The sequence below is a fragment of the Spirilliplanes yamanashiensis genome, from assembly GCF_016863475.1.
Taxonomy (GTDB): domain Bacteria; phylum Actinomycetota; class Actinomycetes; order Mycobacteriales; family Micromonosporaceae; genus Spirilliplanes; species Spirilliplanes yamanashiensis.
In genome coordinates this window covers 169825-193843 of sequence record NZ_BOOY01000005.1, presented here as the reverse complement: position 1 = coordinate 193843, position 24019 = coordinate 169825, and the positions used below count along the sequence as shown (strand labels likewise).

Here is a 24019-nt window from a genome sequence, read left to right as displayed (position 1 = left end):
GGGCCGCGCTCCCACCCGGGGGCGCGGCCCGTCGGCATGGTGCAGACGGTCGATCGTGGCCAAGGTCACCTCCGCTGCGGCGGACGGGGCGGTCCAGGGTGGACGATGCGGCGGCGCGCGCACGACGTAGGCCGTTCCGCGGCGGGCGGTCGCGCGCCGCCGACGGGGAACGGGGCCGCGGCGGCCGCCCGGCCGAGATTGGCATGATCCACTGCCCCGCGCAGCGGCACCGTCACGGGGCGCCGATCGTTGACACTCAATCCGGCGGCGATCCGTCCGGCGGGTGGCGCGCCGAAACATCGATTGGCCAGGATGGTCGGCGGCCCGCGGGGCGTGGGCCGCCGTTCGCACGCGTCCGATCGCACGGTTAGGAGTGTCCGGTGCCCCTCCCGCAGCTTCGCCGGGTCCGGTGGGCGGTCCGCGCCACCCTGGTCCTGGGTGTCGCCGCCTCGGTGGTCGCGAACATCCTGCACGCCCAGGACAACCCCATCAGCCAGGCGATCGCCGCCTGGCCGCCGCTGGCGTTGCTGCTGACGGTGGAGCTGATCTCGCGGGTACCGGTGCACCGCCGGTCGCTGGCCGCCGCCCGGCTGGTCGCCACCGCCACCATCGCCGGGATCGCCGCGTGGGTGTCGTACTGGCACATGGTGGGAGTCGCCGCCCGGTACGGGGAGACGGGCGCGTCGCCGTACCTGTTGCCGCTGTCGGTGGACGGCCTGATCGTGGTCGCGAGCATCTGCCTGGTGGAGCTGGGCGCGCGCATCTCCGCGGAGCAGGCCCAGGTCCAGCCCGCAGCCCAGGCCGCAGCCCAGGTTCAGACCGCCCAGGCCGCAGCCCAGGCCCAGGCGGCAGCCCAAGCCGAGGCGCAGGCCCAGGCGCAGGCCCGGGCCGCGCAGCGGGAGCAGGCGGCGGGCCGCGGGCGACCCGCCGAGTCCCTCCCCCACCTCGTGCCCACCCCGGCGCAGCCCGCGGCCGACCAGGCGCTGGCCGGGCAGGGCGGCCGCCTCGACCCGGCCCTGCTGGACGCCGTCGCCTCCAGCCTGAAGCCGGCCACCCGGCGCGAGCAGCAGCCGCAGCAGATGCCCGTCGCCGCGGGCGCGCGCGCCACCCTGCCGGCCACCCGGACGGCGCCGGGCACGACCCGCGTCACCGCCTCCACCGGCAGCCGGCCGGCGGGGCGCGACGAGGCGGCGCAGAGGCGGCGGGCGGGCGCGCGGCCCGGCGGTTCGCTGGTGGCGAGCGCGGCGAAGCGCACCGGCATGACCCCCGGTGAGCCGGCGCCCGGCCAGCAGGCGGCCGGTCAGGAGGCTGCCGGTGAGCCCGCGACGGGTCAGGGCCGCGCGGCCCGGCCGCGCCGGTCGGCGGCGGAGACCGTGGCGCTGGCCGCCCGCATCAGAGCGGAGCGGCCCGAGGCCACCGACGACGAACTCGCCGCCGAGCTGGGCATCACCACGGCCCGGCTGCGCGAGGTGCGCCGCAAGGCCGGCTGAACGCCGGCCCCGCCGCGAGGCGGGCGAAGCGCAGACCCCACCGTCGGGAAGGCTGAGCGCCGACCCCGCCACCAGCCGGGGCTGAGCGCCGACCCCGCCGTCAGGCGGGCTGAACAACGGCGGAGCCGTCAGGCGGGCTGGATGGTGCTCGTGGTGCGTTCGCCGGGGACGGTGGCCGACGCGGCCACGACCGGGGTCGTCTCCGCGGCCGGGAGCAGGACCGTGACCTCCAGGCCGCCGCCCGGCTGCGCCACCGCCGACACCGTGCCGCCGTGGGCGTCGCAGACGGCGCGGACGATGGACAGGCCCAGGCCGGAGCCGCGGGCGCCGGTGCGTTCCCAGCCGCCGCGGCGGAAGGGTTCGAACAGGCCGGGGACGTCGGGTGGTTCGACCTCGAAGCCGGTGTTGCCGACGACGAGGCGGACCACGCCGTCCTCCTGGCCGGCGCGGACCCACAGGCGGCCGTGCAGGTGGTTGTAGCGGATGGCGTTCTCGATGAGGTTGCCGGCGAGGCGGTCGAGCAGGCTCGGGTCGCCGACGACGGGGGCCGGCCGCAGGTCGGTCTGGACGTCGAGCTTGATGCGGTCGGCCTCGGCGCGGACGGCGGACAGCGCGTTGGAGACGCTGGTCGCCAGGTCGGCGGGGACCTTGCGGACCAGGCGGCGGCCGGACTGGGCCTCGCTGCGGGCGAGGACGAGCAGGGCGTCGACGAGGCCGTTGGCGCGTTCGGAGGCGTTGCGGACGACCTTGGCCATGCGGCGGTACTCGGCGACGTCGGCCTCGTCGTCGCTGAGGGTCACGTCGATCTCGGTGCGCATGACGGCGAGCGGGGTGCGCAGCTCGTGGGAGGCGTTGGCGACGAAGCGTTTCTGGCTCTCGAACGACTCGGCGAGGCGGTCGAGCATGGCGTCGAAGGTGGCGGCCAGCTCGGCGACCTCGTCGTCGGCGCCGGAGTAGCGGATGCGCTCGTCGAGGGTCTCGGTGCCGAGGCGGCGGGCCGTCGCGGTGACGCGGTGCAGGGGCTTCAGGGCGCGGCCGGCGACGGCGTACGCGCCGGCGATGCCGATGAGGCCGATGGCGACGAGGGCGGCGAGGCCCTTGACGAGCAGTTCCTGCGAGGCGGCCTCGACGACGCCCTGCTGCCAGACGCCGGCCTCGATCTGGTCGCCGTTGCGCAGGGTGAGGATCTCGCCGGGGGCGAGCTGGTCGGCGGGGTGCAGCGAGTCGCCGACGAGCAGCCAGGCGAGCAGGATGAGCACGGCCCCGGCGCCGACGAGCAGGATGCCGTTGAGCAGGGTGAGCCGCAGGCGCAGGGTGGGGCGCAGCTGGTGGCGGACCTTGCGGGTGAGGTAGACGGTCACGCGCCACCGCCGGTCACGGACACGGGTTCGGGGACGCGGTAGCCGGCGCCGACCACGGTCTCGATGAGCGGCGGGTCCCCGATCTTCTTGCGCAGCGTCATGACGGTGACCCGGACGGTGGTGGTGAACGGGTCGGTGTTGGCGTCCCAGACGCGTTCGAGCAGTTCCTCGCTGGAGACGACGCCGCCGCGCGCCTTGAGCAGCTCCTCCAGGACGCCGAACTCCTTGTTGGTCAGCTCGACGGGCAGCCCGCCCCGGGTGACGACCCGGCGGGCCTGGTCGAGCACCAGGTCGCCGACGGTGAGCACGGGCGGGGCGGCCGGGGTGGCCCGCCGGCCGAGGGCCTGGACGCGGGCGACGAGCTCGGCGAAGTCGAACGGCTTGGGCAGGTAGTCGTCGGCGCCGAGCTGGAGGCCCTCGACGCGTTCGGTGACGGTGGAGCTGGCGGTGAGCATGATGATGCGGGTGAGCGCGCCCGAGGCGACGAGCTGCGCGCAGATCTCGTCGCCGTGCATGCCGGGCAGGTCCCGGTCGAGCACGACGACGTCGTAGCGCGTCACGTACGCCATCTCGTGGCCCTGCAGACCGTCGTAGGCGACGTCGACGGCCATGCCCTGCCGGCGTAGCCCGCGGACGATCGCGTCGGCGAGGTTGCGCTCGTCCTCGACCACCAGAACCCGCATGTGGGCGACCCTCCCTGATTGAGCAGCGCTCAGCCTCGCCCGCCGGGCGTGAAGCCGCTGTGAGGACACGGTAGCGCCCCGCGGCGACCCGCCGTCAGGGTGCGAACAGGCGGCGACCCGTCGTCAGGGTGCGACCAGCGGCCAGACGCCGACGGTGGCGTCCTCGCGCCGGCAGACGAGCCGGTCGGTGGTGGCGGCGCAGCGCCCGGCCACGCCGTCGGCGACGCCGAGCAGCCGGACGCTGACGGTGGCGGGGTCGATGACGGCGTACCGGACCTGCCGGTCGGCGGGGGTCTGCCGCACGGCGACGATGCGGCCGCCGGGCAGCGGCTCGCCGACGGGCTGCCACGCCCCCAGGGTGCCGCGGGGGTCGCCGGTGGCGGCGTCGAGGACGACGAGCGGCCGGTCCCAGACGGGCCCGGAGTCGAGGCTGGCCAGCATGTACGCGCCGACCCGCTCGGCGACGCCCCAGCGTTCGGCGCTCCACCGGGAGCGCCCGGTGGCGGGGTCGAGCACCTGGAGCCCGCCGAAGCGGCCGAACAGGCACAGCGCGTCGCCGCACTGGGGCAGGACGAAGTAGCGCGACAGGTCGGTGTCGCGGTGCCAGCGGGCGACGAGGGTGCCGAGGTCGTACGCGTCGATGCCGTCGGGGCCGCCGAGCAGCAGCAGGTCGTGGTCGGCCCACATGTTGATGCCGCCGTCGCGCCACTGCCGCTGGGCGGGGACCTGGGCGGCGGCGGTGACCCGGCCGGTGTCGGCGTCGCGGATCTCGACCCGGCCGGTGACCTCGGCGGTGACGACGCGGCCGCCGGGGGCCAGCTCGGTGACGGCGGCCGGGGGCACGACGTGCTGCCAGGCGACGACGCCGTCGCGGGGGCGGGCGGCGGTCCAGGTCTGGGCGCCGACGCTGCCGGGCTGGTCCAGCAGCAGCACCAGCCCGTCCGGGGAGAAGCCGGTCAGCCGGGCGGGGTGCCGCCACAGCCGGCCGCCGGTGCGCGTGTCGAGCCCGACGGTGGCCTCGCCGCCGACGAGGTCGGCCTGGTGGCTGACGACGAGGACGCCGCCGGCGAGCCGCAGGTCGGTGAGGGCGCCGGCGACGGCGAGCGGGGTGCGGGACAGCAGGGCGCCGTCGGCGAGCGCGTAGGTGCTGACGAGGCGGGTGGGTTCCTGGCCGGACACGACGAAGTAGTGCTCGCCGCCGAGCAGGGTGGCGTCGCCGGCGGCGGCGGGGATGACCAGCGGCCGGTCGGGCGGGGTGAGGCGGCCGCCGGCGGTGACGGTGGCCAGCAGCACGGCGGCGAGGGTCAGCGCGAACGGCCGCCACGCCCGCAGCCGGGCGCGCGGCGGCGGGGGCGGTTCGGCGGAGGGGGCGGCCGGCTCGTGCGGCAGCACACCGAGGTCGATCACGGGCCGGTGCGGTACGACCAGACCACCAGCCGCCCCGCGGAGCGGCAGACGAGCCGCTCGGGGGCGACGCGGCAGTCGCCGGTGTCCGTGGGCAGGGTGCCGATGGGCCGCACGGCGCGGCTGACGGGGTCGGCGGCGCCGAGCACGACGCGCACGACGCTGCCGGGGATGTCGGGGTCGTCGGGCTCGACGAGGGTGGGCCGGGTGACCATGACGGTGCCGCCCGGGACCGCGTTCGGCAGCACCTGCCAGCGGCGCAGGTCGACGGCGACCCGGCCGGTCTCGGGGTCGACGATGCCGACGGCGGCGTCGCCGTCCGCGCCGAGGCCGTACGCGAGGAGCTGGCCGCCGCGCTGTTCCACGCCGCGCCAGCCGGACCGGTTCCACAGCTCGGCGCCGGTGACCGGGTCGACGGCGCGCACCCCGGCCCGGCCGACGAGGCAGGCGTTGTCGCCGCAGACCTGCGTGTCGTACGCGGCGGCCGCCGGCCGGCTCCACCGCAGGGCGAGGGTGGCGAGGTCGTACGCGGTGACGACGGGCGACCCGGCGACGGGGTGGCGCAGCAGCAGGCTCTCGCCGACGATGCCGGGGTTGTCGGGGGCGTAGTCGGCGGGCGGCAGCCGGGTGGCGCCGAGCAGCGTCCCGGTCTCCAGGTCGCGCACCTCGGCGCGGCCGTCGTCGTGCACGAGCAGCGCCCGGAACGGCGCGCCCGGCACGGGTTGCAGCACCGCGGTGCTGGGCACGTCGACGGTCCACCGGGTGACTCCGGTGGCGGAGTCGACGCCGATGACGGAGCCCTCCACGCGCCGGCCGGCGCCGGACAGGCTGCGCACCTCGGAGACCGCCACGACGGTGGGCGCCCCGGCGACGGCGACGACGGTGCCGGGCCGCTGCCAGCGCCGTTCGCCGGTGTCCTGGGCGAGCGCGAGGGTGCCGGAGTCGTGCGCGCCGCCGGGGCGGGCGCGCAGCAGCACGAGCCCGCCGCCGGAGCGCACCCGGTACGCGACGGCGGGGGCGGGCGCCTGCCACCGCCGGGCGCCGGTGGTGAGGTCGTAGGCGGTGAGCCGGCCCTCGCCGGGCGAGTGCACGAGCAGCATCGACTCGGCGGTGACGGCGAACGTGTCGGCCGGTTCGAACGGCAGCGTCAGCATCTCCGCCAGCCGCGGGGCGGGCGGGCCGAGCGAGCCGCCGAGCAGCAGCACCGCCACGAGCGCGGCGATGACGGGGGTCCAGCTGCGCTCGGCGGTGGGGGCCGGCGAGGCGAGCAGGTCGACGTCGTCGTCCAGCCGCCCGTGGGCCTCGCCGAGGTCGATCACCACCACGGGCGGCGCCGGGTCGAGGCGCTCGATGACGGGCCGCACCCACTAACCGTAACCCGACTGTGACCTAACGGCGCGGTGAAGCGCGTCGATTCAGGCCTGGGCGGCGAACGGCGGCCGCGCCGCGTCGACGATGCGCGACAGGGTGCCGGTGACCTCCCGGGCCACGTCCTGGGCGGTCAGCCCCACCGACGCCAGGATCTCGGCGCGGGTGCCGTGCGGGATGAACTCGGCCGGCACGCCGAAGTCGCGCAGCGGCACGTCGACGTCGGCGTCGCGCAGCGCCTTGGCCACGGCGTCGCCGACGCCGCCCGCGCGGACGCCGTCCTCGACCGTCACCACGAGGCGGTGCTCGCGGGCCAGCGCGGTCAGCTCGATCGGCACGGGGCGCACCCAGCGCGGGTCGACGACCGTGACGCCGTAGCCCTGGCCGGTGAGCCGGTCGGCGACGTCGAGCGCCATCGGCGCGAACGCCCCGACGGCCACGAGCAGCACGTCCTTGCGGTCGGTCTCGTGCAGCACGTCGACCGGGCCGACGCGGCGCAGCGCCGGGATGTCGGCGGCGACGGAGCCGGTCGGGAAGCGCAGCACCGTCGGGCCGTCCTCCACCGCGACGGCCTCGCGCAGCTCCTCGCGCAGGGTGGCGGCGTCGCGCGGGGCGGCGATGCGCAGCCCGGGCACCACGCCGAACACGCTCATGTCCCAGATGCCGTAGTGGCTGGGGCCGTCCGGGCCGGTCACGCCCGCCCGGTCCAGCACGAACGTCACCGGCAGGTCGTGCATCGCCACGTCGAGCAGGACCTGGTCGAACGCGCGGTTGAGGAACGTGGCGTACACGGCGACCACCGGGTGCAGGCCGCCCATGGCGAGCCCGGCCGCGCTGGTGGCGGCGTGCTGCTCGGCGATGCCGACGTCGTAGACCCGCTCGGGGTACTTGCGGGCGAGCGTGGCGATGCCGGTCGGCTCGGCCATGGCGGCGGTGATGCCGACGACGTCGGGCCGCTCGTCGGCGATCGCGGTGAGCTCGTCGGCGAAGACGTGCGTCCACTTCATCGAGGGCGCGGCGAGCAGCTTGCCCGTCTCGGCGTCGAACGCGCCGGGGCCGTGCAGGCAGTCCGCCTCGTCCTCCTCGGCGGGGCGGTAGCCGTAGCCCTTGCGGGTCACCGCGTGCACGATGACCGGGCCGTTGAAGCCCTTCGCGCGGCGCAGCGCCGACTCGACCGCCTGCACGTCGTGGCCGTCGACGGGGCCGACGTACTTGAAGCCCAGGTCCTCGAACATCGGCTGCGGGCTGACCGCGTCCTTGATGCCCTTCTTGACGGCGTGCAGCACCTCGTAGACCGGCTTGCCGACCACCGGCGTGCTGCCGAGGGCGTCCTTGACCAGGTCGAGGACCTTTTCGTAGCCGGGGTTGAGGCGCAGCGTCGACAGGTGGTCGGCGAGGCCGCCGATGGTGGGCGCGTACGAGCGGCCGTTGTCGTTGACGACGATGACCACGCGGTTCTTCGCGCCGGCGATGTTGTTGAGCGCCTCCCAGCACATGCCGCCGGTGAGGGCGCCGTCGCCGACGACCGCGACGACGTGCCGGTCCTCGCCGCGCAGCGCGAATGCCTTGGACAGCCCGTCGGCGTACGACAGGGCGGTGGAGGCGTGCGAGTTCTCGATGAGGTCGTGCTCGCTCTCGGCGCGGCTCGGGTAGCCGGACAGGCCGCCGCCGCGGCGCAGCAGGTCGAAGCCGTCCTGGCGGCCGGTGACCATCTTGTGCACGTACGCCTGGTGGCCGGTGTCGAACAGCAGCCGGTCGCGCGGGGAGTCGAAGACCCGGTGCAGGGCCAGGGTGAGCTCGACGACGCCGAGATTGGGGCCGAGGTGGCCGCCAGTGCGCGACACCTTGGCGACCAGGAAGTCGCGGATCTCGGCGGCGAGCACGCCCAGCTGCTCGGCGGTCAGCCGCTTGAGGTCGGCAGGCGACGTGACGGAGGGGAGGAGGCCGGTACGGTCACTGTCGCTCATGAGGGGCCAGTCTATCGGCGTGTCGCACGGGCGCACCCCCGGCGGCGGCGGACCTCCACGGAACCCTCACAAATCGACGCGCCCGCCCTACCGGGTCAGCAGCGCCACGCACTCCACGTGCTGGGTCATCGGGAAGCAGTCGTACGCGCGCAGCGCCCGCAGCCGCCAGCCCGCGTCGCGGAACGTGCCCACGTCGCGGGCCAGGGCCGCCGGGTCGCACGCCACGTAGGCGACCGCCCGGGGGCCCGCCGCGACGATCCCCTCGACCACCGGGGCGCCCGCGCCGGTGCGCGGCGGGTCGAGCACGACCAGGTCGACCGGGCCGGTGACGCGGCGGCGGCGCAGGGCGGAGTCGACGCGGGCCGCGACCGCCTCCACCTGCGGCAGGTCGGCGAGGTTCGCGCGGGCCGCCGCGACGGCCGCCGGCGCCGACTCGACCAGCGTGACCCGCGCGCCGGCCGTGCGCCCCGCCAGGGCGGCCGCGAACAGGCCGGCGCCCCCGTACAGGTCCCAGGACGTCTCGCCGGGCTGCGGGTCGAGCAGGTCGAGCACCGCGCCGACGAGGGTGTCCGGGGCGGCCGGGTGGATCTGCCAGAAGCCGGCCGCCGGGATCGTCCACTCCCGCCCGGCGGCCCGCTCGCGGACCGTCTCAGGGCCGGTCAGCGGGGTGCCCTCGACCTCGTCGAGCAGGTCGGCGGCGACCGGGGCGGAGTCCAGCACGGTCACGTCGCCGGCCGTCGTGGCGACCGCGGCCACCGCGTCGGAGGCGGGCCACGCGCGGCCGGTCACGTCCAGCGACTGGATCGCCGGGTGGGCGATGCGGCACCGGTCGATCGCGACCACCTCGTGGCTGCGGTGCTTCAGCAGGCCCGCCCGGTCGCCGGCGTCCACCGTGTACCGCACGCGGGTGCGCCAGCCCAGCTCGCCGCCCGGCAGCGCCTCGACCCGCACGCCCAGCGCGTCCAGCTCGTGCTCGGTGCAGCCGGCCAGCCGGCGCAGCTGCTCGCGCACCACCGCCGTCTTCCAGTCCCGCTGGGCGCTCGGGGCGACGTGCTGCAGGTCGCAGCCGCCGCACCGGCCGGGCCCGGCCCACGGGCACGGCGGGGTGACCCGGTCCGGCGACGGGACGGTGATCTCGACCGCGTCGGCGCGCAGGTAGCCGCGGTGCACCTCGGTGATCTCGGCGACGACCTCCTCGCCGGGCAGCGTGTGCCGGACGAACACGACCTGGCCGTGCGGGCCGCCGATGCGCGCGACGCAGTGCCCGCCGTGCGCGACGGCGCCGATCGTCAGGGGCAGCCGGTCGCCCTCCACCAGGTCGGTCATCGGGGCACGTCCACGGAGTCGGCGGGCGGGGGCGTCGGGGCGGGCGGGGGCGTGGGCGGCGCGGCGGGGTCGTCGGTGCGGGCGCGCGGGCCGCGGGCCGGGGCGCGGGTCAGCTCCCGGTCGAAGCGGGCCAGGTCCTTGCTGCGGCTCGACTGCAGCTGCCACGGCACGCTGGTGACCATCACGCCCGGCTCGAACAGCAGGCGGCCCTTGATCCGCAGCGCGGACTGGTTGTGCAGCACGTTCTCCCACCACTTGCCGACGACGTACTCGGGCACGAAGACGGTGACCACGTCGCGGGGCGAGCCGCGGCGCACGTTCTTGACGAACTCGATGATCGGGCGGGTGATCTCCCGGTACGGCGAGTCGACGACGGTCAGCGGCACCGGGATCTGCCGGCGCTCCCACTCGGCCTGGATCGCCCGGGTGTCCTTGTCGTCGACGTTCACGGTGACCGCGGTCAGCGTGTCCGGCCGGGTGGCCCGGGCGTACGCCACGGCCCGCAGCGTCGGCATGTGCACCTTGCTGACCAGCACCACGGCGTGGTTGCGCGACGGCAGCACCGGCCGTTCCTCCGTCGGCTGCAGCTCGGCGGCGACGTGGTCGTAGTGCCGGCGGATCGCCAGCATCAGCCCGTAGATGACCAGCATGGCGACGATCGCGATCCACGCACCCAGCAGGAACTTCGTCACCAGCACGACGAGCAGCACCGCGCCGGTCAGGCCCATCCCGAACGCGTTGATGGCCCGGGAGCGGATCATCCGGCGGCGCACGACCGGGTCACGGCGGGTGCGCAGCAGCCGGTTCCAGTGCCGGATCATGCCGGCCTGCGACAGCGTGAACGACACGAAGACGCCCACGATGTAGAGCTGGATCAGCCGGGTCACCTCGGCCTGGAAGCCGACGATGAGCACCACCGCCGCGACGGCCAGGAACAGGATGCCGTTGGAGAACGCCAGCCGGTCGCCGCGGGTGTGCAGCTGGCGCGGCAGGTAGCGGTCCTGGGCGAGGATCGAGCCGAGCACCGGGAAGCCGTTGAACGCGGTGTTCGCGGCGAGGAACAGGATCAGCGCGGTGACGCCGCCGACCACGTACAGCATGATCGAGCCGGAGCCGAACACGGTCTCGCCGAGCTGGGTGGTGACGGTTTTCTGCACGTAGTTCGGCGGGCCCGACAGGATCTGGATGGTGGGGTCCTCGACGTACTGCAGGTGGGTGGCCCGGGCCAGGGCGATGATGCCGCCGAGCATGACCAGCGCCGTGGCGCCCAGCAGCAGCAGCGTGGTGGCCGCGTTCTTGCTCTTGGGCGCCTTGAAGGCGGGCACGCCGTTGCTGATCGCCTCGACGCCGGTCAGCGCCGCGCAGCCGGACGAGAAGGTCCGCAGCAGCAGGAACACCATCGCGAAGCTGGTCAGGTGCGACTCCTCGGCCACGATGGCCAGGTCGGCGCTGGGCGCGCGCAGGTCCTCGCCGAGCACGAACACCCGCACCAGGCCCACGGCGATCATGCTGACGATCACGATGATGAAGCCGTAGGTCGGCACGGCGAACGCGGTGCCGGACTCGCGCAGGCCGCGCAGGTTGACCGCGGTCAGCAGCACCACCGCCGCGACCGCGACGCCCACCTTGTTGTCGGCCACCCACGGCACCACCGAGCCGAGGTTCGACACCCCCGCCGACACGCTCACGGCGACGGTGAGCACGTAGTCGACGAGCAGGGCGCTGGCCACCCCGACGCCGAACTTCGGCCCCAGGTTGACCGTGGCCACCTCGTAGTCGCCGCCGCCGGACGGGTAGGCGTGCACCGTCTGCCGGTAGCTGGCGATGACCGTGACCATGACGACCGCGACGGCGAGGGTCACCCACGGCGAGTAGAAGTAGGCGCCGGCGCCGGCGATGGACAGCGTCAGCAGGATCTCGTCGGGGGCGTACGCGACGCTGGACAGCGCGTCGGAGGCGAAGACGGGCAGCGCGATCCGCTTCGGCAGCAGCGTGTGCTGGAGCCGGTCGGAGCGGAACGGGCGGCCCACGAGCAGCCGTTTGGCGAGGGAGGTGGGACTGGCCACAACGGGTCACTGTACGGCCGCCGTCGCGGCGACGCGTGCCGGACCGGTCCGGTCGTGACCTGCGTCCCCGGGGCGGGCGCGGGCATGGCAGGCTGATCGGGTACGGCCGAAGGAGGCGCGGGGAAGTGCACGTCGTGATCATGGGGTGTGGCCGGCTCGGATCGACGCTGGCGCACAAGCTGGAGGCGCGCGGCCACTCGGTCGCCGTGATCGACCAGAACGCCGACTCCTTCCGCCGCCTGGGCCCGGAGTTCACCGGCACCACGGTGACCGGCATCGGCTTCGACGGCGAGGTGATGCGCTCCGCCGGCATCGAGCGGGCGGACGCGTTCGCCGCCGTCTCGTCCGGCGACAACTCCAACATCATCTCGGCCCGCCTGGCCCGGGAGACGTTCGGCGTGTCGCGCGTCGTGGCCCGCATCTACGACCAGCGCCGCGCCCTGGTGTACGAGCGCCTGGGCATCCCGACGGTGGCGACGGTGCGCTGGGCGGCCGACCGGATGGTGCGGCACATGGTGCCGGAGGGCACGGTCGAGGTGTTCCGCGACCCGACCAGCGTGGTGTCGATCGTCGAGGTGCCGGTCAACCGCGACTGGGTGGGCCGGGCGCTGCGGTCGCTGGAGGACGCCACCGGCGCCCGCACCGCCTACCTCATGCGCTTCGGCATCGGCTCGCTGCCCGACGGCGGCACCGTGCTGCAGGACGGCGACCAGATCTTCATGCTGGTCACCGACGACACGGTCGGGTCGGTGCTGGCCATCGCGGCCGCCGCGCCGGAAGGGGTGCACTGACATGCGGGTCGCCATCGCCGGGGCCGGCAACGTGGGCCGGTCCATCGCCCAGGAGCTCATCGGCAACGGCCACCAGGTGATGCTCATCGAGCGGCAGCCGCGCGCGCTGCGCCCCGAGCGGGTGCCGCAGGCCGAGTGGGTGCTCGCCGACGCGTGCGAGGTGTCCAGCCTCGAGGAGGCCGACGTCGCCAACTGCGACGTGGTGGTCGCCGCGACCGGCGACGACAAGGCCAACCTGGTGCTGTCACTGCTGGCCAAGACGGAGTTCGCGGTGCCGCGGGTGGTCGCCCGGGTCAACCGCGCCGAGAACGAGTGGCTCTTCACCGAGCAGTGGGGCGTCGACGTCGCGGTGAGCAAGCCGCGCCTGATGGCCGCCCTGGTCGAGGAGGCCGTGACGGTCGGCGACCTGGTCCGGCTGATGACGTTCCGGCAGGGCGAGGCCAACCTGGTCGAGATCACCCTGCCGACCACGGCCCCGTACGTGGGCGAGCCGCTGCGCTCGGTGCCGCTGCCGCGCGACTCGGCGCTGGTGGCCATCCTGCGCGGCAAGCGGGTGCTGGTGCCGACGCCGGACGACCCGCTGGAGAGCGGCGACGAGCTGATCTTCGTGTGCACGTCCGAGGTCGAGGACGCGGTGCGCGCGGTGGTGCTGGGCGCGGCGGAGCCGCGGGCCTAGACGGCCGCCCGCTCCGCCTCCTGCGCGCGGGTCACCCGGCGCACCGCCCACACCGTGAACGCGAACGTGGCGACGTAGATCGGCCAGCTGATCAGGATGCGCACGATGCCGATCGCGTTCGCCTGGCCCTCCAGGTACAGCCAGCCCTGGATGCCGGCGCGCACGAACAGCGAGCCGGCCCACACCAGGGTGAGCCACTGGAAGGTGCGAAACAGCCGCGGGTTGTCGAACCAGTCGTGCCGGCCCCTGTTGGCCAGCACGCCCCACACGTAGCCGATGATCGGCCTGCGGAACACCACCGACAGCACCAGCACGGCCGACTGCCCCAGCGTGAACAGGATGCCGGGCAGGTAGAAGTCCTTGGCGTCGCCGGAGCGGTAGGCCAGGTAGGCGCCGAGCGCGATGCCGATGACGCCGTTGACGGCGTGCCGCACGGACTGCCGGCGGGCCAGCCGGTAGATGCCGATGAGCACCGCGGAGCCGACGGCGCCGCCGATCGCCCAGTACAGCGCCGTGCGCTTCGGCAGGTCGAGCCCGTCGCCCAGGATGACGTTGAGCAGCACGAACGCGAGCACCGGGATGCTCGTCTCGATGAGGCCCCGCACGCCGCCGAGCTGCTCCGAGATCATCTCGGACATCGACGGGAGCGGCTCGTCGCCGTCGTCGTCCTTCCGGACGGGGTGGAGATCGAGTTCCTCGACGACCTCCTCGGCGACGCGGTCCCCCGCGTGGGGGCGGTCGGGGCCGGCTGTCACCGGGGCGCCTCCAGCTCGTAGAACGGGTTGTAGATGACCTTGCGGTCGTCCCGGAGCGCGATGCGCCCCTTCGCGGTCAGCTGCCGGCCCGGCTCGATGCCCGCGATGTGTCGCCGGCCCAGCCACACCAGAGTGACGACATCACTGCCGTCGTACAAATCGGCCTCCAGCGTCGGCAGGTTCGTCCGCGGCGTGTACGCCACGGTGCGTAACCGTCCGGAGACCGACACGACCTGGCCGCGGCGGCACTGCTGGGCGGGCACGGCTCCGCACTCGGTGACCCCGCGCTGGAGCCGCTGGGCGTCCAGCTCCTCCTCCGAAGCGGTCAGCCGGTGCAGGAAGCGGCGGAAGGAGGAGGAACGTTCGTCGGTCGTCATGGCTGCATCACCCTTCACCCTGTGTGACGAGGGCTCTCGTCGCCAGGGTACGCCGAACGAGCTCGCCCGACAGGCCCACGTTCAGGCCTGGCGCCCGTTCACGCCGGGCTGCCGGCTCTGCTGCGCCTCCTGCTGGGCCTGCAGCTGCGCCTGCTGCTGGGCGGCCTGCTCGGCCATCTCCCTCGGCAGCCGCAGCGGCAACGGCTCCCGCACCGGCCGGGCGTCGCCGCCCCGCTCGACGATGAGCCCCTCCAGGCAGCGGGTGAGCAGCTCGCCGCGGCCCGGGTCGACGGCGGCCGCGCCCTGGTAGACGGCGCGCACCATCCAGCGCGGACCGTCCACCCCGACGAACCGCAGCGCCACCGGGCCCTGCGGGGTGGTGGCCTGGGCCTGCAGCTCCACGCCGTACGGGCCCTCGGCCTCGCGGGCCTGCACGCCGTCGGCGGCCATCGACTCGAGGATCTCCTCGCGCACCTCGCGCCAGATGCCCTCGGACTTCGGCGCGGCGAACACGCCCAGCTGCAGGGCGCTGTCGTCGTGCACGAGCACGATCTGCTGGATGGTGCCGTCCGGGTCGGCCTGTACCCGCACCTCGACGCCGTCGATGGCCGGGATGCGCAGGGCGCCCACGTCGAGCCGCTCGACGTCGTCGTCGGGGGCCAGCCCGGAGTCGTACGGGCCGCGCTCCGGCACGACGGCGTCCTCGGCCTGCCACTGGGCGCGGCCGGGGCCCTCCGAGTGCCGGCCTGACTTCCGCTTGAAGATCAACAGATCATTCCTTCGCTGAGAGGAGAGCGTGCCCACCGGTCGAGCCGTGCCCGCCCGCGCCGCGCCCCGAGCCCGGCAGCTCGGCCACGGCGTGGAAGGCGGCCCGCTCGACCCGCTGGACGACGAGCTGCGCGATGCGGTCGCCGCGGGCGATGCTCACGGTGGCCGTGCGGTCGTGGTTGACGAGGTTCACCAGGATCTCGCCGCGGTAACCGGCGTCGACCGTACCGGGCGCGTTGAGCACGGTCACGCCGAGCTTGGCGGCGAGCCCGGACCGGGGGTGCACCAGCCCGACGTAGCCGGCCGGCAGCGCCACCGCGACCCCGGTGCGCACCAGGCGGCGCTCCCCCGGGGCCAGCTCCACCGGCTCGGCCGCGAGCAGGTCCGCGCCGGCGTCGCCCTCGTGCGCGTACGCGGGCAGCGGCAGGTCGGGGTCGAGGCGCTGGACGGCCACGGGTACCACGTCGGTCACCCGACCATCCTCACATCGGCGGGCCCCGTCCGGCCGCCCGGGGTCCGGCGCGCCGTACCCTGTGCGCGTGTCCCCCACCGTGCGCGCCGACCACGCCGAGCGCCTGACCGTCCCGTGGTGGATGTGGCCCGCCGGTCTGGCCGGCGCGGCCGCCCTGGCCACCGAGATCTGGCTGGGCGCGGGCGGGGTGCAGGCGTGGCTGCCGTTCGCCCTGCTGCTGCCCGCCACGGTGGTGCTGCTGGTGCGCCTGGGCCGCATCCGGGTGGCCGTCGAGGACGGCGAGCTGCTCGTCGACGACGCCCGGCTGCCGCTGCGCTTCGTCTCGGGCGTGGTGGCGCTCGACGCCGAGGGCAAGCGGGAGATCCTGGGCGTGGCCGCGCACCCGCTGGCGTTCGTGGTGCAGCGCCCCTGGGTGCGCGGCGCGGTGCAGGTGCTGCTGGACGACCCGGCCGACCCCACCCCGTACTGGGTGGTGAGCACCCGGCACCCGCTGGAGCTGGCGGCGGCGATCGAGGCCGCCCGCGGCGGGACCGCCTAGGAGCCGAGCTGCTTCGGCGGCACCGTCGAGCCCTCGATCACGGCCCGGCGCAGGTCCTCGCGGACGGCGTCGGCGATCGTCACGGTCGCCCGCCGGTTGAGGTAGCCCGCCACGGCGGCGCCCGTCAGCATCGGGCCCAGCGTCGTCAGGTTGCGGCCGAGCCGCTTGAGCAGCATCTCGCGCAGCTCCTTGCGGGCGGCGGTGCCGAGCACCGTGCCCACGCCGGCGCCCGGCAGGAACGGGTTGACCCCGCGCCGGTTCGCCCACGCCTGCACCAGCCCGGCGGCGCGCTCGGCGCGGGTGCCGGTCACCGGGCGGCCGTACACGGCCTGCAGCTCGCCGATCAGTTTCAGCTCGATCGCCACCACGGCCACCGTCTCGGCGGCCAGCAGCACGGGCGCGGACAGCAGGGTCGGCACGACCGTCCACTGCACGGCCGCCACCCCGCCGCCGGCGGCGCCCACACCGGCCGTGGCGTTCGCGGCGTTGCGGACCAGCCGGTCGGCGAGCGCCTCGTCCTCCAGGCCGGGGAAGTGCGCGCGAAGCGTCGCCAGGTCGCGGACCGGCACGTGCGGCGCGATGTCGGCGACGGCGTCGGCGATCCAGGTCAGCGCGGCCTTCGGGTTGAACAGCCGGCCCACCTTGCGGCCGCGCACGTCCTGCACCAGGCGGGCGAGCAGCTTGCGCCGCTGGGCGGGCTCGACGTCGTCGGCGGTGAGCGCCACGACCGTCCTGCCGAGGTCGTCCCTGCCGAGCTCGTCGTCACCGCCGGTCTCGACCGGGTCCGCCACCTCGGGGATGTTGTCGTCCTGGCGAGTCATGCAGCGGCCTCCTGGCTCGTCGTCGTCCGGGTGTCCTCTACCCATTCGAGTCAAGCAGGCAACCGCCGGACGCCGCACTCGTGAACGGGTGCGGCGCCGGCGGTCGTCAGCGCCGGATCAGGCGCACTCGCGGCAGATCAGTTCGCCGTTGCGCTCGGTCGCCAGCTGGCTGCGGTGGTGCACGAGGAAGCAGCGCGAGCAGCGGAACTCGTCCGTCTGCATCGGCAGCACCTTGACCGTCAGCTCCTCGTCGGCCAGGTCGGCGCCCGGCAGCTCGAAGCTCTCGGCCACTTCGATCTCGTCGACGTCCACCGCGCCCGACTGGGCGTCGGTCCGGCGGGCCTTGAGCTCCTCGAGACTGTCCTCGCCGAGGTCGACCTCGTCGCGACGCGGTGCGTCGTAGTCGGTGGCCATCGGTTCACTCTCCTGTTTCGATGTGTCGCTTGGCGGATGCAACGCTCGCGACGGTGTTTCGGTTCCCGGTTGCCACTGCCTTTTTCCACGTCCCCCGGCGCCCCCCGGCACCGGGCCGCCGGAGAAACCACCCCGGCAGGCGGCTGCACCTTACCGCCGACGGCTCGCGGTGGTACGGGCAACGGCACGCCATTGTTCCTGATGTGACCGAGGCGACATCACGGTAGGGGGCCGCCCGCGCCGATCATGGTCGGCACGCCGGGAACTGTCGCCTGTTTCCGCGCCGCTGGCCCCGAGACGCTAACCTCAGCTCGGAGCACCTCACCAGCCTCACCCGCGCCAGCGGCCACGACCCGGGAGCCAGAACCATGACCTTTGCGCGCGTCCGGGCGCTCGTCGTCGTCGGCGTCCTCGCGGTGGCCGCCGTCATCTTCGTCGTGGTGGCGATCGTGCGCGACACGCAGCGCGGCGCCGTGGCCGGCGAGACCTGCGCCGAGGGTCAGCCCCGGGCCAACCTGACGCTGCCGGAGCCGAAGGAGGTCAAGATGAAGGTCTTCAACGCCACCGAGAACGACGGCTGGGCCACCCAGATCTCCGAGGACTTCAAGAACCGCGGCTTCCAGGCGCAGAAACCGCAGAACGACCGCAAGCAGGTGGAGAAGGTCGCGGTGCTGCGGTTCGGCCCGAAGACGGTCGGCGCGGCGCACCTGCTGGACGCGTACTTCCTCAACGAGGCCGAGACGCAGTACAACCCGAAGCGCACCGACGACCTGGTCGACGTGGTCATCGGCACCCAGTTCCGCCAGCTCGCCACCCTCACCGAGGTCAACCAGGCGCTGGTCGAGTCGGGCCAGCCGGACCTGCCGCCGGGCGCCTGCCCGGCCGACGCCGCGCAGTAACCCGTCACGGGCCGCCGGCGGCGTCCACCTCGGTCAGCAGGTCGTGCAGCTCGGCGAAGATCGCCGGCGGCGCCGCCACCAGCATGTCCGGCCCGGCCGGCACCCCGCCGAGCCCGGAGACCACCAGCCCCGCCTCCAGCGCCACCAGGCCGCCGGCCGCGTGGTCCCACGGGTTCAGGCCCTTCTCGAAGTACGCGTCCAGCGCGCCCTCCGCCGCCATGCACAGGTCGAGCGCGGCCGCGCCGAAGCGCCGGATGTCGCGCACCCGCGGCAGGAGCCGGGCCAGCACGGCGCCCTGGTGGGCGCGGCGGGCCGGGTCGTAGCCGAACCCGGTGCCCAGCAGCGTCTGGTCGAGGGTGGTGCGGGCCGAGCCGCGCAGCCGCCGCCCCTCGCGGAACGCGCCACCGCCCAGTGTGGCCGTCCACTCGGCACCGGTGGCCGCGTTGCGCACGACGCCGGCCACCACGGTGCCGTCCACCTCGGCCGCCAGCGAGACCGCGTACTGCGGCAGGCCGTAGAGGTAGTTGACGGTGCCGTCGATCGGGTCGACGATCCAGCGGACCCCGCCGTCGTCGCCGGCCGCGGCCCCGCCGTACTCCTCACCGAGGACGGTGTCGCCGGGCCGCAACCGGCGCAGCTCCTCGACCACCTGCCGTTCGACGGCACGGTCGGCGGCGGTCACCACGTCCGTGTCGGTGGTCTTGGTCGACACGTCGGTGATGGCCTCGGCGCGCATGCGCCGGGCGGTCCGCGCCGCGCGGTCCGCCACCTCCACCGCGACGGCCAGCAACTCCCCGGGCGCCGGCCCGACGGCGTTCGATGCCACGATCACCACTCCCCCTTCGGCCTCCACCATCTTCCCGGCACCCGATAAGCTGGTGCCCGGCGACCCCGCGACGAGCCGGTGGCGTGCTGCGTCGCGAGATCGACCGGCGACGGCGCTACAATTCACGCCTGCCCACGCGCCACGGACAGCTCCCCCCTCGGGCGGGTTCGCGACACGGGGGTCACACACCGACACCGGCCAGCCCCGCCGCCGCGCGCTGCGTCGGCGACGGCCGTGTTCAACAACCTGCCTCCGGAAGGTCTTTCGTGACAGAAGCCCACCAGACCGGCGCCGACGTACGCACGCTCACCGAGGCCCTGATCGCGCACGCGCAGGGCGCGGGCGGGCAGATCACGTCGGCCGAGGTCGTGCGGACCGTGGAGTCCGCCGAGGTGACTCCCGCCCAGGCCAAGAAGATCCTGCGCGCGCTGGTGGACGCCGGCATCACCGTGGTGGTCGACGGCTCGGCGAGCACCCGGCGGCCGAAGGTGGCCGCCGCCCGCGCCGCCACACCCGCCTCGAAGGCGACCACCGCCAAGGCGTCCCGCCCGCCGGCGAAGAAGGCCGCCCCGGCCCTCGCCGACGGCGACGAGGCGCCCGCCGCGCCGGCCCGCAAGGCCCCCGCCAAGAAGGCGGCCCCGGCCGCCGAGGGCGCGCCCGCCAAGGCGGCCGCCAAGAAGGCGGCGCCGGCGACCGGCCCGGCGAAGGCCGCCAAGGCGGCCAAGGCGACCGCCAAGCCCGCCGACGGCGAGCCCGTCCCCGGCGAGGACGAGGAGATCGACCCGGAGGAGCTCGCCGCCGAGATCGAGGACGTCGTCGTGGAGGAGCCGCCCGCCCTGGTGCGCGCCGCCGCCACCGACGCGGCCAGCTCGGCCAAGGACGGCGACTTCGAGTGGGACGACGAGGAGTCGGAGGCGCTCAAGCAGGCGCGCCGCGACGCCGAGCTGACCGCCTCGGCCGACTCCGTCCGGGCGTACCTGAAGCAGATCGGCAAGGTCCCGCTGCTCAACGCGGAGCAGGAGGTCGAGCTCGCAAAGCGGATCGAGGCCGGCCTGTACGCGGCGGAGCGGCTGCGCGCCGCCGACGAGGGCGAGGAGTCGCTCGAGCGCAACCTCGAGCGCGACCTGCGCTGGATCGGCCGCGACGGCGAGCGGGCGAAGAACCACCTGCTGGAGGCCAACCTGCGCCTCGTGGTGTCGCTGGCCAAGCGCTACACCGGCCGCGGCATGGCGTTCCTCGACCTCATCCAGGAGGGCAACCTCGGCCTGATCCGCGCCGTCGAGAAGTTCGACTACACCAAGGGCTACAAGTTCTCCACGTACGCCACCTGGTGGATCCGCCAGGCCATCACCCGCGCCATGGCCGACCAGGCCCGCACCATCCGCATCCCGGTGCACATGGTCGAGGTCATCAACAAGCTCGGCCGCATCCAGCGCGAGCTGCTCCAGGACCTGGGCCGCGAGCCCACCCCGGAGGAGCTGGCCAAGGAGATGGACATCACGCCGGAGAAGGTGCTGGAGATCCAGCAGTACGCGCGTGAGCCCATCTCGCTGGACCAGACCATCGGCGACGAGGGTGACAGCCAGCTGGGTGATTTCATCGAGGACTCGGAGGCCGTGGTCGCGGTCGACGCGGTCTCGTTCTCGCTGCTGCAGGACCAGCTCCAGCAGGTGCTGCAGACGCTGTCCGAGCGGGAGGCGGGGGTGGTGCGGCTGCGGTTCGGCCTGACCGACGGCCAGCCGCGCACGCTGGACGAGATCGGCCAGGTCTACGGGGTGACGCGCGAGCGCATCCGGCAGATCGAGTCGAAGACGATGTCCAAGCTCCGCCATCCGTCGCGCTCGCAGGTCCTGAGGGACTACCTGGACTAGTCCGAAGCGTCAACGGTGCGTGTCCATATGGACACCAGGCGCACAAGTGCGCGTGGTGGACAACCGGATGTGCGAAAGAGATCGTTGACGTGGCACCCTTGGGGCACGGCACACTGAAGCCCACCACGTGTGACCTCGGTCCCCCCGGGGCACAGTGGGAAGGCCACACCCAGCCAGGGTGTTGGACGATGGGTGAGCGACAACCGAGGAACTTGTTCATCGGTGACGAACAGAGGAGGAAGGCGATGAACCCGACTCTCACGCCGCCGGCGGGAACGGTGGCCGGTCCGGCTGCCGATGAACGGTGCGACCGCTGCAACGCGGCCGGCAAGCTCCGCATCACCCTCGCGGGCGGGAGCGAACTGGTGTTCTGCGGCCACCACGCCAACAAGTACGCTGACGACCTGGTCAAGATCACCGTGCAGTTCGCGGCGGACCCGGAATTCAGCTGGCGCGGCGCCGACATGATGGCGAACTGAGGCCCTACTCCTGATCGAGCTTCAAAGGGGCGTCCCCGGTGTGGGGGGCGCCCCTTCGCCATGTCCCCACAGATCCTCGACGGTGACGCCGAGCCGCTGGGCCACCTTGAGGGCCAGGTACACCGACGGCGCGTAGTCGCCGGTCTCCATCGCGATGACGGTCTGCCGGCTCACCTGTACGGCGGCGGCGAGGTCCTGCTGGGTGAGCCCGGCCGCCCGGCGGGCCGCCCTGATGCGGGCGCCGACGGCGCCGTCGGTCTCCGCGGCGCGGACGGGGGCCATCAGTCCTCGTCCCCGCCCGCCGCGGCGGCGGCGTCGCGGCGGTTGCGGCGCCGGGTCTGCACGGCGAACATCACCACGGCGAGCGCGATGCCCGCGATCGCCCCCTGGCCCATGCCGCGGGCGAAGCTGGCGGGGGCGTAGGCGGCCGAGCAGCCGAGGATGAAGGCGACGTACGGCACGACGGTCGCGGCGGTGAGCGCGACGCGCTTGAGGGTCCAGCGCTTCGGCACGGTCTCCACGCGGCGGCGGCTGACGTACACCTGGCACAGGACGATCGGCACGTAGAGCACCGCGAGGACGACGGCGAGCGGGAGCACGGCGGGGCGGCCGAGGGTCCACACGAGCACGGCGGCGGCGGCCGGGATGCCGATCCACTGCAGGCCGGCGGCCAGGGCGGTGCCTTCGAGCCAGCGCAGGCGCTCGCGCTCGTCGCCGTACAGGTCGGGGTCGAAGCTCCAGGCGACGATGCGGTCGAGGGTGTTGGCTGTCATGCCACCGATCCTGACGTCAAGTCGGCTTTACGTCAAGCCCGCTTTACATCGTCTGGATGGTGGCGATCCGCTCCTCGAGCTGTTCGATCGTCGCCTGGGCGCTCGGCGGGCCGCCGCACAGCCGGCGCAACTCGGCGTGGATCTTGCCGTGCGGCAGGCCGGTGCGGTGGTGGTGCGACGCCACCAGGTTGTTCAGCTGGCGGCGCAGCGCCACCCGCCGCTCCCCCGCCGTCAGCACCGGCGCCGCCCGCTGCTCCGCCGCCTGCGCGGGCGCGCCGACGCGGGACCGCTTCTGGGCGGCCAGCTGCTCCGCCTGGCGCTTGCTCAGCAGCACCGACACCTGGTCGGCGGTGAGCAGGCCCGGCAGGCCCAGGTACTCCTCCTCCTCGGGCGTGCCCGTCAGCGCGCCCATGCCGAACGACGCGCCGTCGAAGATCACCTGGTCGAGTTCCGCCGTCGCCGACAGCGCCTCGAACCGCTTCTCCAGCTCGCCGCTGGCGTCCTCCGTCTGCTGCGCCCGCTCCAGCAGGGCGTCGTCGAGGCCGTCCGGGTCCTTCGGGGCGCCCAGCACGTGGTCGCGCTGCGCCTCCATCTCCTCGGCCAGCCCCAGCAGGTGCGGCACGCTCGGCAGGAACACCGTCGCCGTCTCGCCCTGCCGGCGGGCCCGCACGAAACGCCCGATGGCCTGCGCGAAGAACAGCGGGGTGGAGGCGCTGGTGGCGTACACGCCGACGGCCAGGCGCGGGATGTCGACGCCCTCCGACACCATCCGCACCGCGACCAGCCAGCGCTGCTGCGACGCCGCGAACGAGGCGATGCGCGCCGACGCGCCCGCGTCGTCCGACAGCACCACCTCGGCCTTCTCGCCGGTCAGGTCGGTGATGAGCTTCGCGTACGCCCGGGCCGTCTGCTGGTCGCTGGCGATGACCAGGCCGCCCGCGTCGGCCATGCCGTGCTCGCGCAGCTTCGTCAGCCGGTTGTCGGCCGCCCGCAGCACCGCCGGCATCCAGTCGCCGCGCGGGTCCAGCGCCGTGCGCCAGGCCTGCGCCACCAGGTCCTTGGTCATCGGCTCGCCCAGGCGGGCGGCCAGCTCGTCGCCCGCGCTGGTGCGCCACCGGGTCTCGCCGGAGTACGCCAGGAAGATGACCGGCCGGACGACGCCGTCGCGCAGCGCGTCCGCGTAGCCGTACGCCGAGTCGGAACGGGACCGCTGGAGGCCGTCCAGGCCCCGCTCGTAGTTCACGAACGGGATCGGGTTGTCGTCGGACCGGAACGGCGTGCCCGTCAGCATCAGCCGCCGCACGGCCGGCTCGAACGCCGCCTTGACCCCGTCGCCCCACGAACGGGAGTCGCCGGCGTGGTGCACCTCGTCCAGGATCACCATCGTGCGGCGCGTCATCGTGCGCCGCCGGTGCACGGCGGGCGCCATGCCGACCTGCGCGTACGTCAGCACCGCCCCGTGGAAGTCGTGCGACGAGTGGATGTCGGCGTTGCGGAACGACGGGTCGAGCTGGATGCCGACCCGGGCGGCGGCGGCCGCCCACTGCACCTTGAGGTGCTCCGTCGGGCACACGACGGTGACGGCCTCGACGGTGCGGTCGGCGAGCAGCTCGGCGGCGATGCGCAGCGCGAACGTGGTCTTGCCGGCGCCCGGGGTCGCGACCGCCATGAAGTCGTCCGAGCGCTTGCGGAGGTAGTCCACGAGCGCCTTGCGCTGCCAGGCACGCAGCGGCGGGAAGGTCTCCAGGGCGGGCAACGGCGGGCTCACGCGGTCGAAGCTCCCCTCGATGGCGGCGGACGGCGGCGGCCCGGCCGGCGGGCGGCCCCGGCGGGCCGGCGGACCGGGCACGGCGGCGCCGGGGCCCGGCACCAAAACGCCCCCGCGCCGCGGGGG

General features: G+C 74.5%; 24 protein-coding genes. 7 read left to right on the top strand and 17 right to left on the bottom strand.

Annotated features, from left to right (window positions below):
* Window positions 1-380 precede the first annotated feature (380 nt).
* A complete protein-coding gene (locus Sya03_RS05155; protein WP_203936987.1) occupies window positions 381-1490 on the top strand; it encodes a DUF2637 domain-containing protein in 1110 nt (369 codons plus the stop codon).
* A gap of 128 nt (window positions 1491-1618) precedes the next feature.
* Here the strand turns inward: Sya03_RS05155 and Sya03_RS05150 are convergent, their stop codons facing one another.
* From Sya03_RS05150 to Sya03_RS05120, 7 genes are all read right to left on the bottom strand, one after another.
* Window positions 1619-2851, bottom strand: a complete 1233-nt coding sequence (locus Sya03_RS05150; protein WP_203936986.1) for a sensor histidine kinase — start codon at window positions 2849-2851, stop codon at window positions 1619-1621.
* Window positions 2848-3534 (bottom strand): response regulator transcription factor, encoded by a 687-nt coding sequence (locus tag Sya03_RS05145; RefSeq protein ID WP_203936985.1) that lies wholly within the window; start codon window positions 3532-3534, stop codon window positions 2848-2850. The genes Sya03_RS05150 and Sya03_RS05145 overlap by 4 nt, the downstream gene beginning before the upstream one ends.
* Before the next feature lie 123 nt (window positions 3535-3657).
* A complete protein-coding gene (locus Sya03_RS05140; protein ID WP_203936984.1) occupies window positions 3658-4941 on the bottom strand; it encodes an outer membrane protein assembly factor BamB family protein in 1284 nt (427 codons plus the stop codon).
* Complete coding sequence (locus Sya03_RS05135) at window positions 4938-6302, bottom strand: outer membrane protein assembly factor BamB family protein (RefSeq protein ID WP_203936983.1); 1365 nt, start codon at window positions 6300-6302, stop codon at window positions 4938-4940. The genes Sya03_RS05140 and Sya03_RS05135 overlap by 4 nt, the downstream gene beginning before the upstream one ends.
* Window positions 6303-6353: 51 nt before the next feature.
* Window positions 6354-8273: a 1-deoxy-D-xylulose-5-phosphate synthase gene (dxs, locus tag Sya03_RS05130; RefSeq protein WP_203936982.1), complete on the bottom strand. Its 1920-nt coding sequence runs from the start codon at window positions 8271-8273 to the stop codon at window positions 6354-6356.
* 87 nt (window positions 8274-8360) lie between these two features.
* Window positions 8361-9599: a class I SAM-dependent RNA methyltransferase gene (locus Sya03_RS05125; RefSeq protein ID WP_203936981.1), complete on the bottom strand. Its 1239-nt coding sequence runs from the start codon at window positions 9597-9599 to the stop codon at window positions 8361-8363.
* Entirely contained in the window at window positions 9596-11665 is a 2070-nt protein-coding gene (locus Sya03_RS05120; protein WP_203936980.1) for an APC family permease, read from the bottom strand. Before Sya03_RS05120 ends, Sya03_RS05125 begins: the two co-directional genes overlap by 4 nt.
* Before the next feature lie 125 nt (window positions 11666-11790).
* Between Sya03_RS05120 and Sya03_RS05115 the strand changes: the two genes are divergently transcribed.
* On the top strand, window positions 11791-12456 hold the full coding sequence (locus Sya03_RS05115) for a potassium channel family protein (RefSeq protein ID WP_203936979.1): 666 nt from the start codon (window positions 11791-11793) through the stop codon (window positions 12454-12456).
* A 1-nt stretch (window position 12457) separates the two neighbouring features.
* The gene (locus Sya03_RS05110; RefSeq protein ID WP_203936978.1) at window positions 12458-13132 is read left to right on the top strand and encodes a potassium channel family protein; all 675 of its coding nucleotides are present in this window, start codon (window positions 12458-12460) and stop codon (window positions 13130-13132) included.
* On the opposite strand, the gene Sya03_RS05105 is transcribed toward Sya03_RS05110, so the two are convergent.
* The 4 genes from Sya03_RS05105 to dut all read right to left on the bottom strand — a co-directional run bounded on the left by Sya03_RS05105 (window position 13129) and on the right by dut (window position 15504).
* The gene (locus Sya03_RS05105; RefSeq protein WP_370872093.1) at window positions 13129-13887 is read right to left on the bottom strand and encodes a DUF3159 domain-containing protein; all 759 of its coding nucleotides are present in this window, start codon (window positions 13885-13887) and stop codon (window positions 13129-13131) included. The two genes, Sya03_RS05110 and Sya03_RS05105, sit on opposite strands and share 4 nt — an antisense overlap.
* Entirely contained in the window at window positions 13884-14264 is a 381-nt protein-coding gene (locus tag Sya03_RS05100) for an OB-fold nucleic acid binding domain-containing protein (protein WP_203936977.1), read from the bottom strand. Before Sya03_RS05100 ends, Sya03_RS05105 begins: the two co-directional genes overlap by 4 nt.
* Before the next feature lie 81 nt (window positions 14265-14345).
* Window positions 14346-15032: a DUF3710 domain-containing protein gene (locus Sya03_RS05095; RefSeq protein WP_203936976.1), complete on the bottom strand. Its 687-nt coding sequence runs from the start codon at window positions 15030-15032 to the stop codon at window positions 14346-14348.
* A gap of 4 nt (window positions 15033-15036) precedes the next feature.
* Window positions 15037-15504, bottom strand: coding sequence for a dUTP diphosphatase (gene dut, locus Sya03_RS05090; RefSeq protein WP_203936975.1), 468 nt, complete (start codon window positions 15502-15504; stop codon window positions 15037-15039).
* Between the two features lie 61 nt (window positions 15505-15565).
* Between dut and Sya03_RS05085 the strand changes: the two genes are divergently transcribed.
* On the top strand, window positions 15566-16042 hold the full coding sequence (locus Sya03_RS05085; protein ID WP_203936974.1) for a DUF3093 domain-containing protein: 477 nt from the start codon (window positions 15566-15568) through the stop codon (window positions 16040-16042).
* Here Sya03_RS05085 and Sya03_RS05080 read toward each other — a convergent pair.
* A complete protein-coding gene (locus Sya03_RS05080) occupies window positions 16039-16863 on the bottom strand; it encodes a hypothetical protein (protein WP_203936973.1) in 825 nt (274 codons plus the stop codon). The genes Sya03_RS05085 and Sya03_RS05080 overlap by 4 nt on opposite strands.
* 117 nt (window positions 16864-16980) lie before the next feature.
* Window positions 16981-17277 carry a DUF4193 domain-containing protein gene (locus Sya03_RS05075; protein ID WP_203936972.1) on the bottom strand — a complete coding sequence of 99 codons (297 nt, stop codon included), beginning with the start codon at window positions 17275-17277 and terminating at the stop codon, window positions 16981-16983.
* 368 nt (window positions 17278-17645) lie between these two features.
* On the opposite strand from Sya03_RS05075, the gene Sya03_RS05070 reads away from it, so the two are divergent.
* On the top strand, window positions 17646-18176 hold the full coding sequence (locus Sya03_RS05070) for a LytR C-terminal domain-containing protein (RefSeq protein WP_203936971.1): 531 nt from the start codon (window positions 17646-17648) through the stop codon (window positions 18174-18176).
* A gap of 4 nt (window positions 18177-18180) precedes the next feature.
* On the opposite strand, the gene Sya03_RS05065 is transcribed toward Sya03_RS05070, so the two are convergent.
* On the bottom strand, window positions 18181-19002 hold the full coding sequence (locus tag Sya03_RS05065) for an inositol monophosphatase family protein (RefSeq protein ID WP_370872094.1): 822 nt from the start codon (window positions 19000-19002) through the stop codon (window positions 18181-18183).
* A 266-nt stretch (window positions 19003-19268) separates the two neighbouring features.
* Between Sya03_RS05065 and Sya03_RS05060 the strand changes: the two genes are divergently transcribed.
* Both Sya03_RS05060 and Sya03_RS05055 read left to right on the top strand, forming a co-directional pair.
* The gene (locus tag Sya03_RS05060) at window positions 19269-20873 is read left to right on the top strand and encodes an RNA polymerase sigma factor (RefSeq protein WP_275411429.1); all 1605 of its coding nucleotides are present in this window, start codon (window positions 19269-19271) and stop codon (window positions 20871-20873) included.
* A gap of 245 nt (window positions 20874-21118) precedes the next feature.
* Window positions 21119-21352, top strand: a complete 234-nt coding sequence (locus Sya03_RS05055) for a DUF7455 domain-containing protein (RefSeq protein ID WP_203937053.1) — start codon at window positions 21119-21121, stop codon at window positions 21350-21352.
* A gap of 21 nt (window positions 21353-21373) precedes the next feature.
* Here Sya03_RS05055 and Sya03_RS05050 read toward each other — a convergent pair whose 3' ends face one another.
* From Sya03_RS05050 to Sya03_RS05040, 3 genes are read right to left on the bottom strand one after another with little or no spacing between them, the layout of a single operon-like run.
* Complete coding sequence (locus Sya03_RS05050; RefSeq protein WP_203936969.1) at window positions 21374-21634, bottom strand: helix-turn-helix transcriptional regulator; 261 nt, start codon at window positions 21632-21634, stop codon at window positions 21374-21376.
* Complete coding sequence (locus tag Sya03_RS05045; protein ID WP_203936968.1) at window positions 21634-22125, bottom strand: hypothetical protein; 492 nt, start codon at window positions 22123-22125, stop codon at window positions 21634-21636. Before Sya03_RS05045 ends, Sya03_RS05050 begins: the two co-directional genes overlap by 1 nt.
* A 43-nt stretch (window positions 22126-22168) precedes the next feature.
* Entirely contained in the window at window positions 22169-23893 is a 1725-nt protein-coding gene (locus Sya03_RS05040; protein WP_239107115.1) for a DEAD/DEAH box helicase, read from the bottom strand.
* Window positions 23894-24019 lie beyond the last annotated feature (126 nt).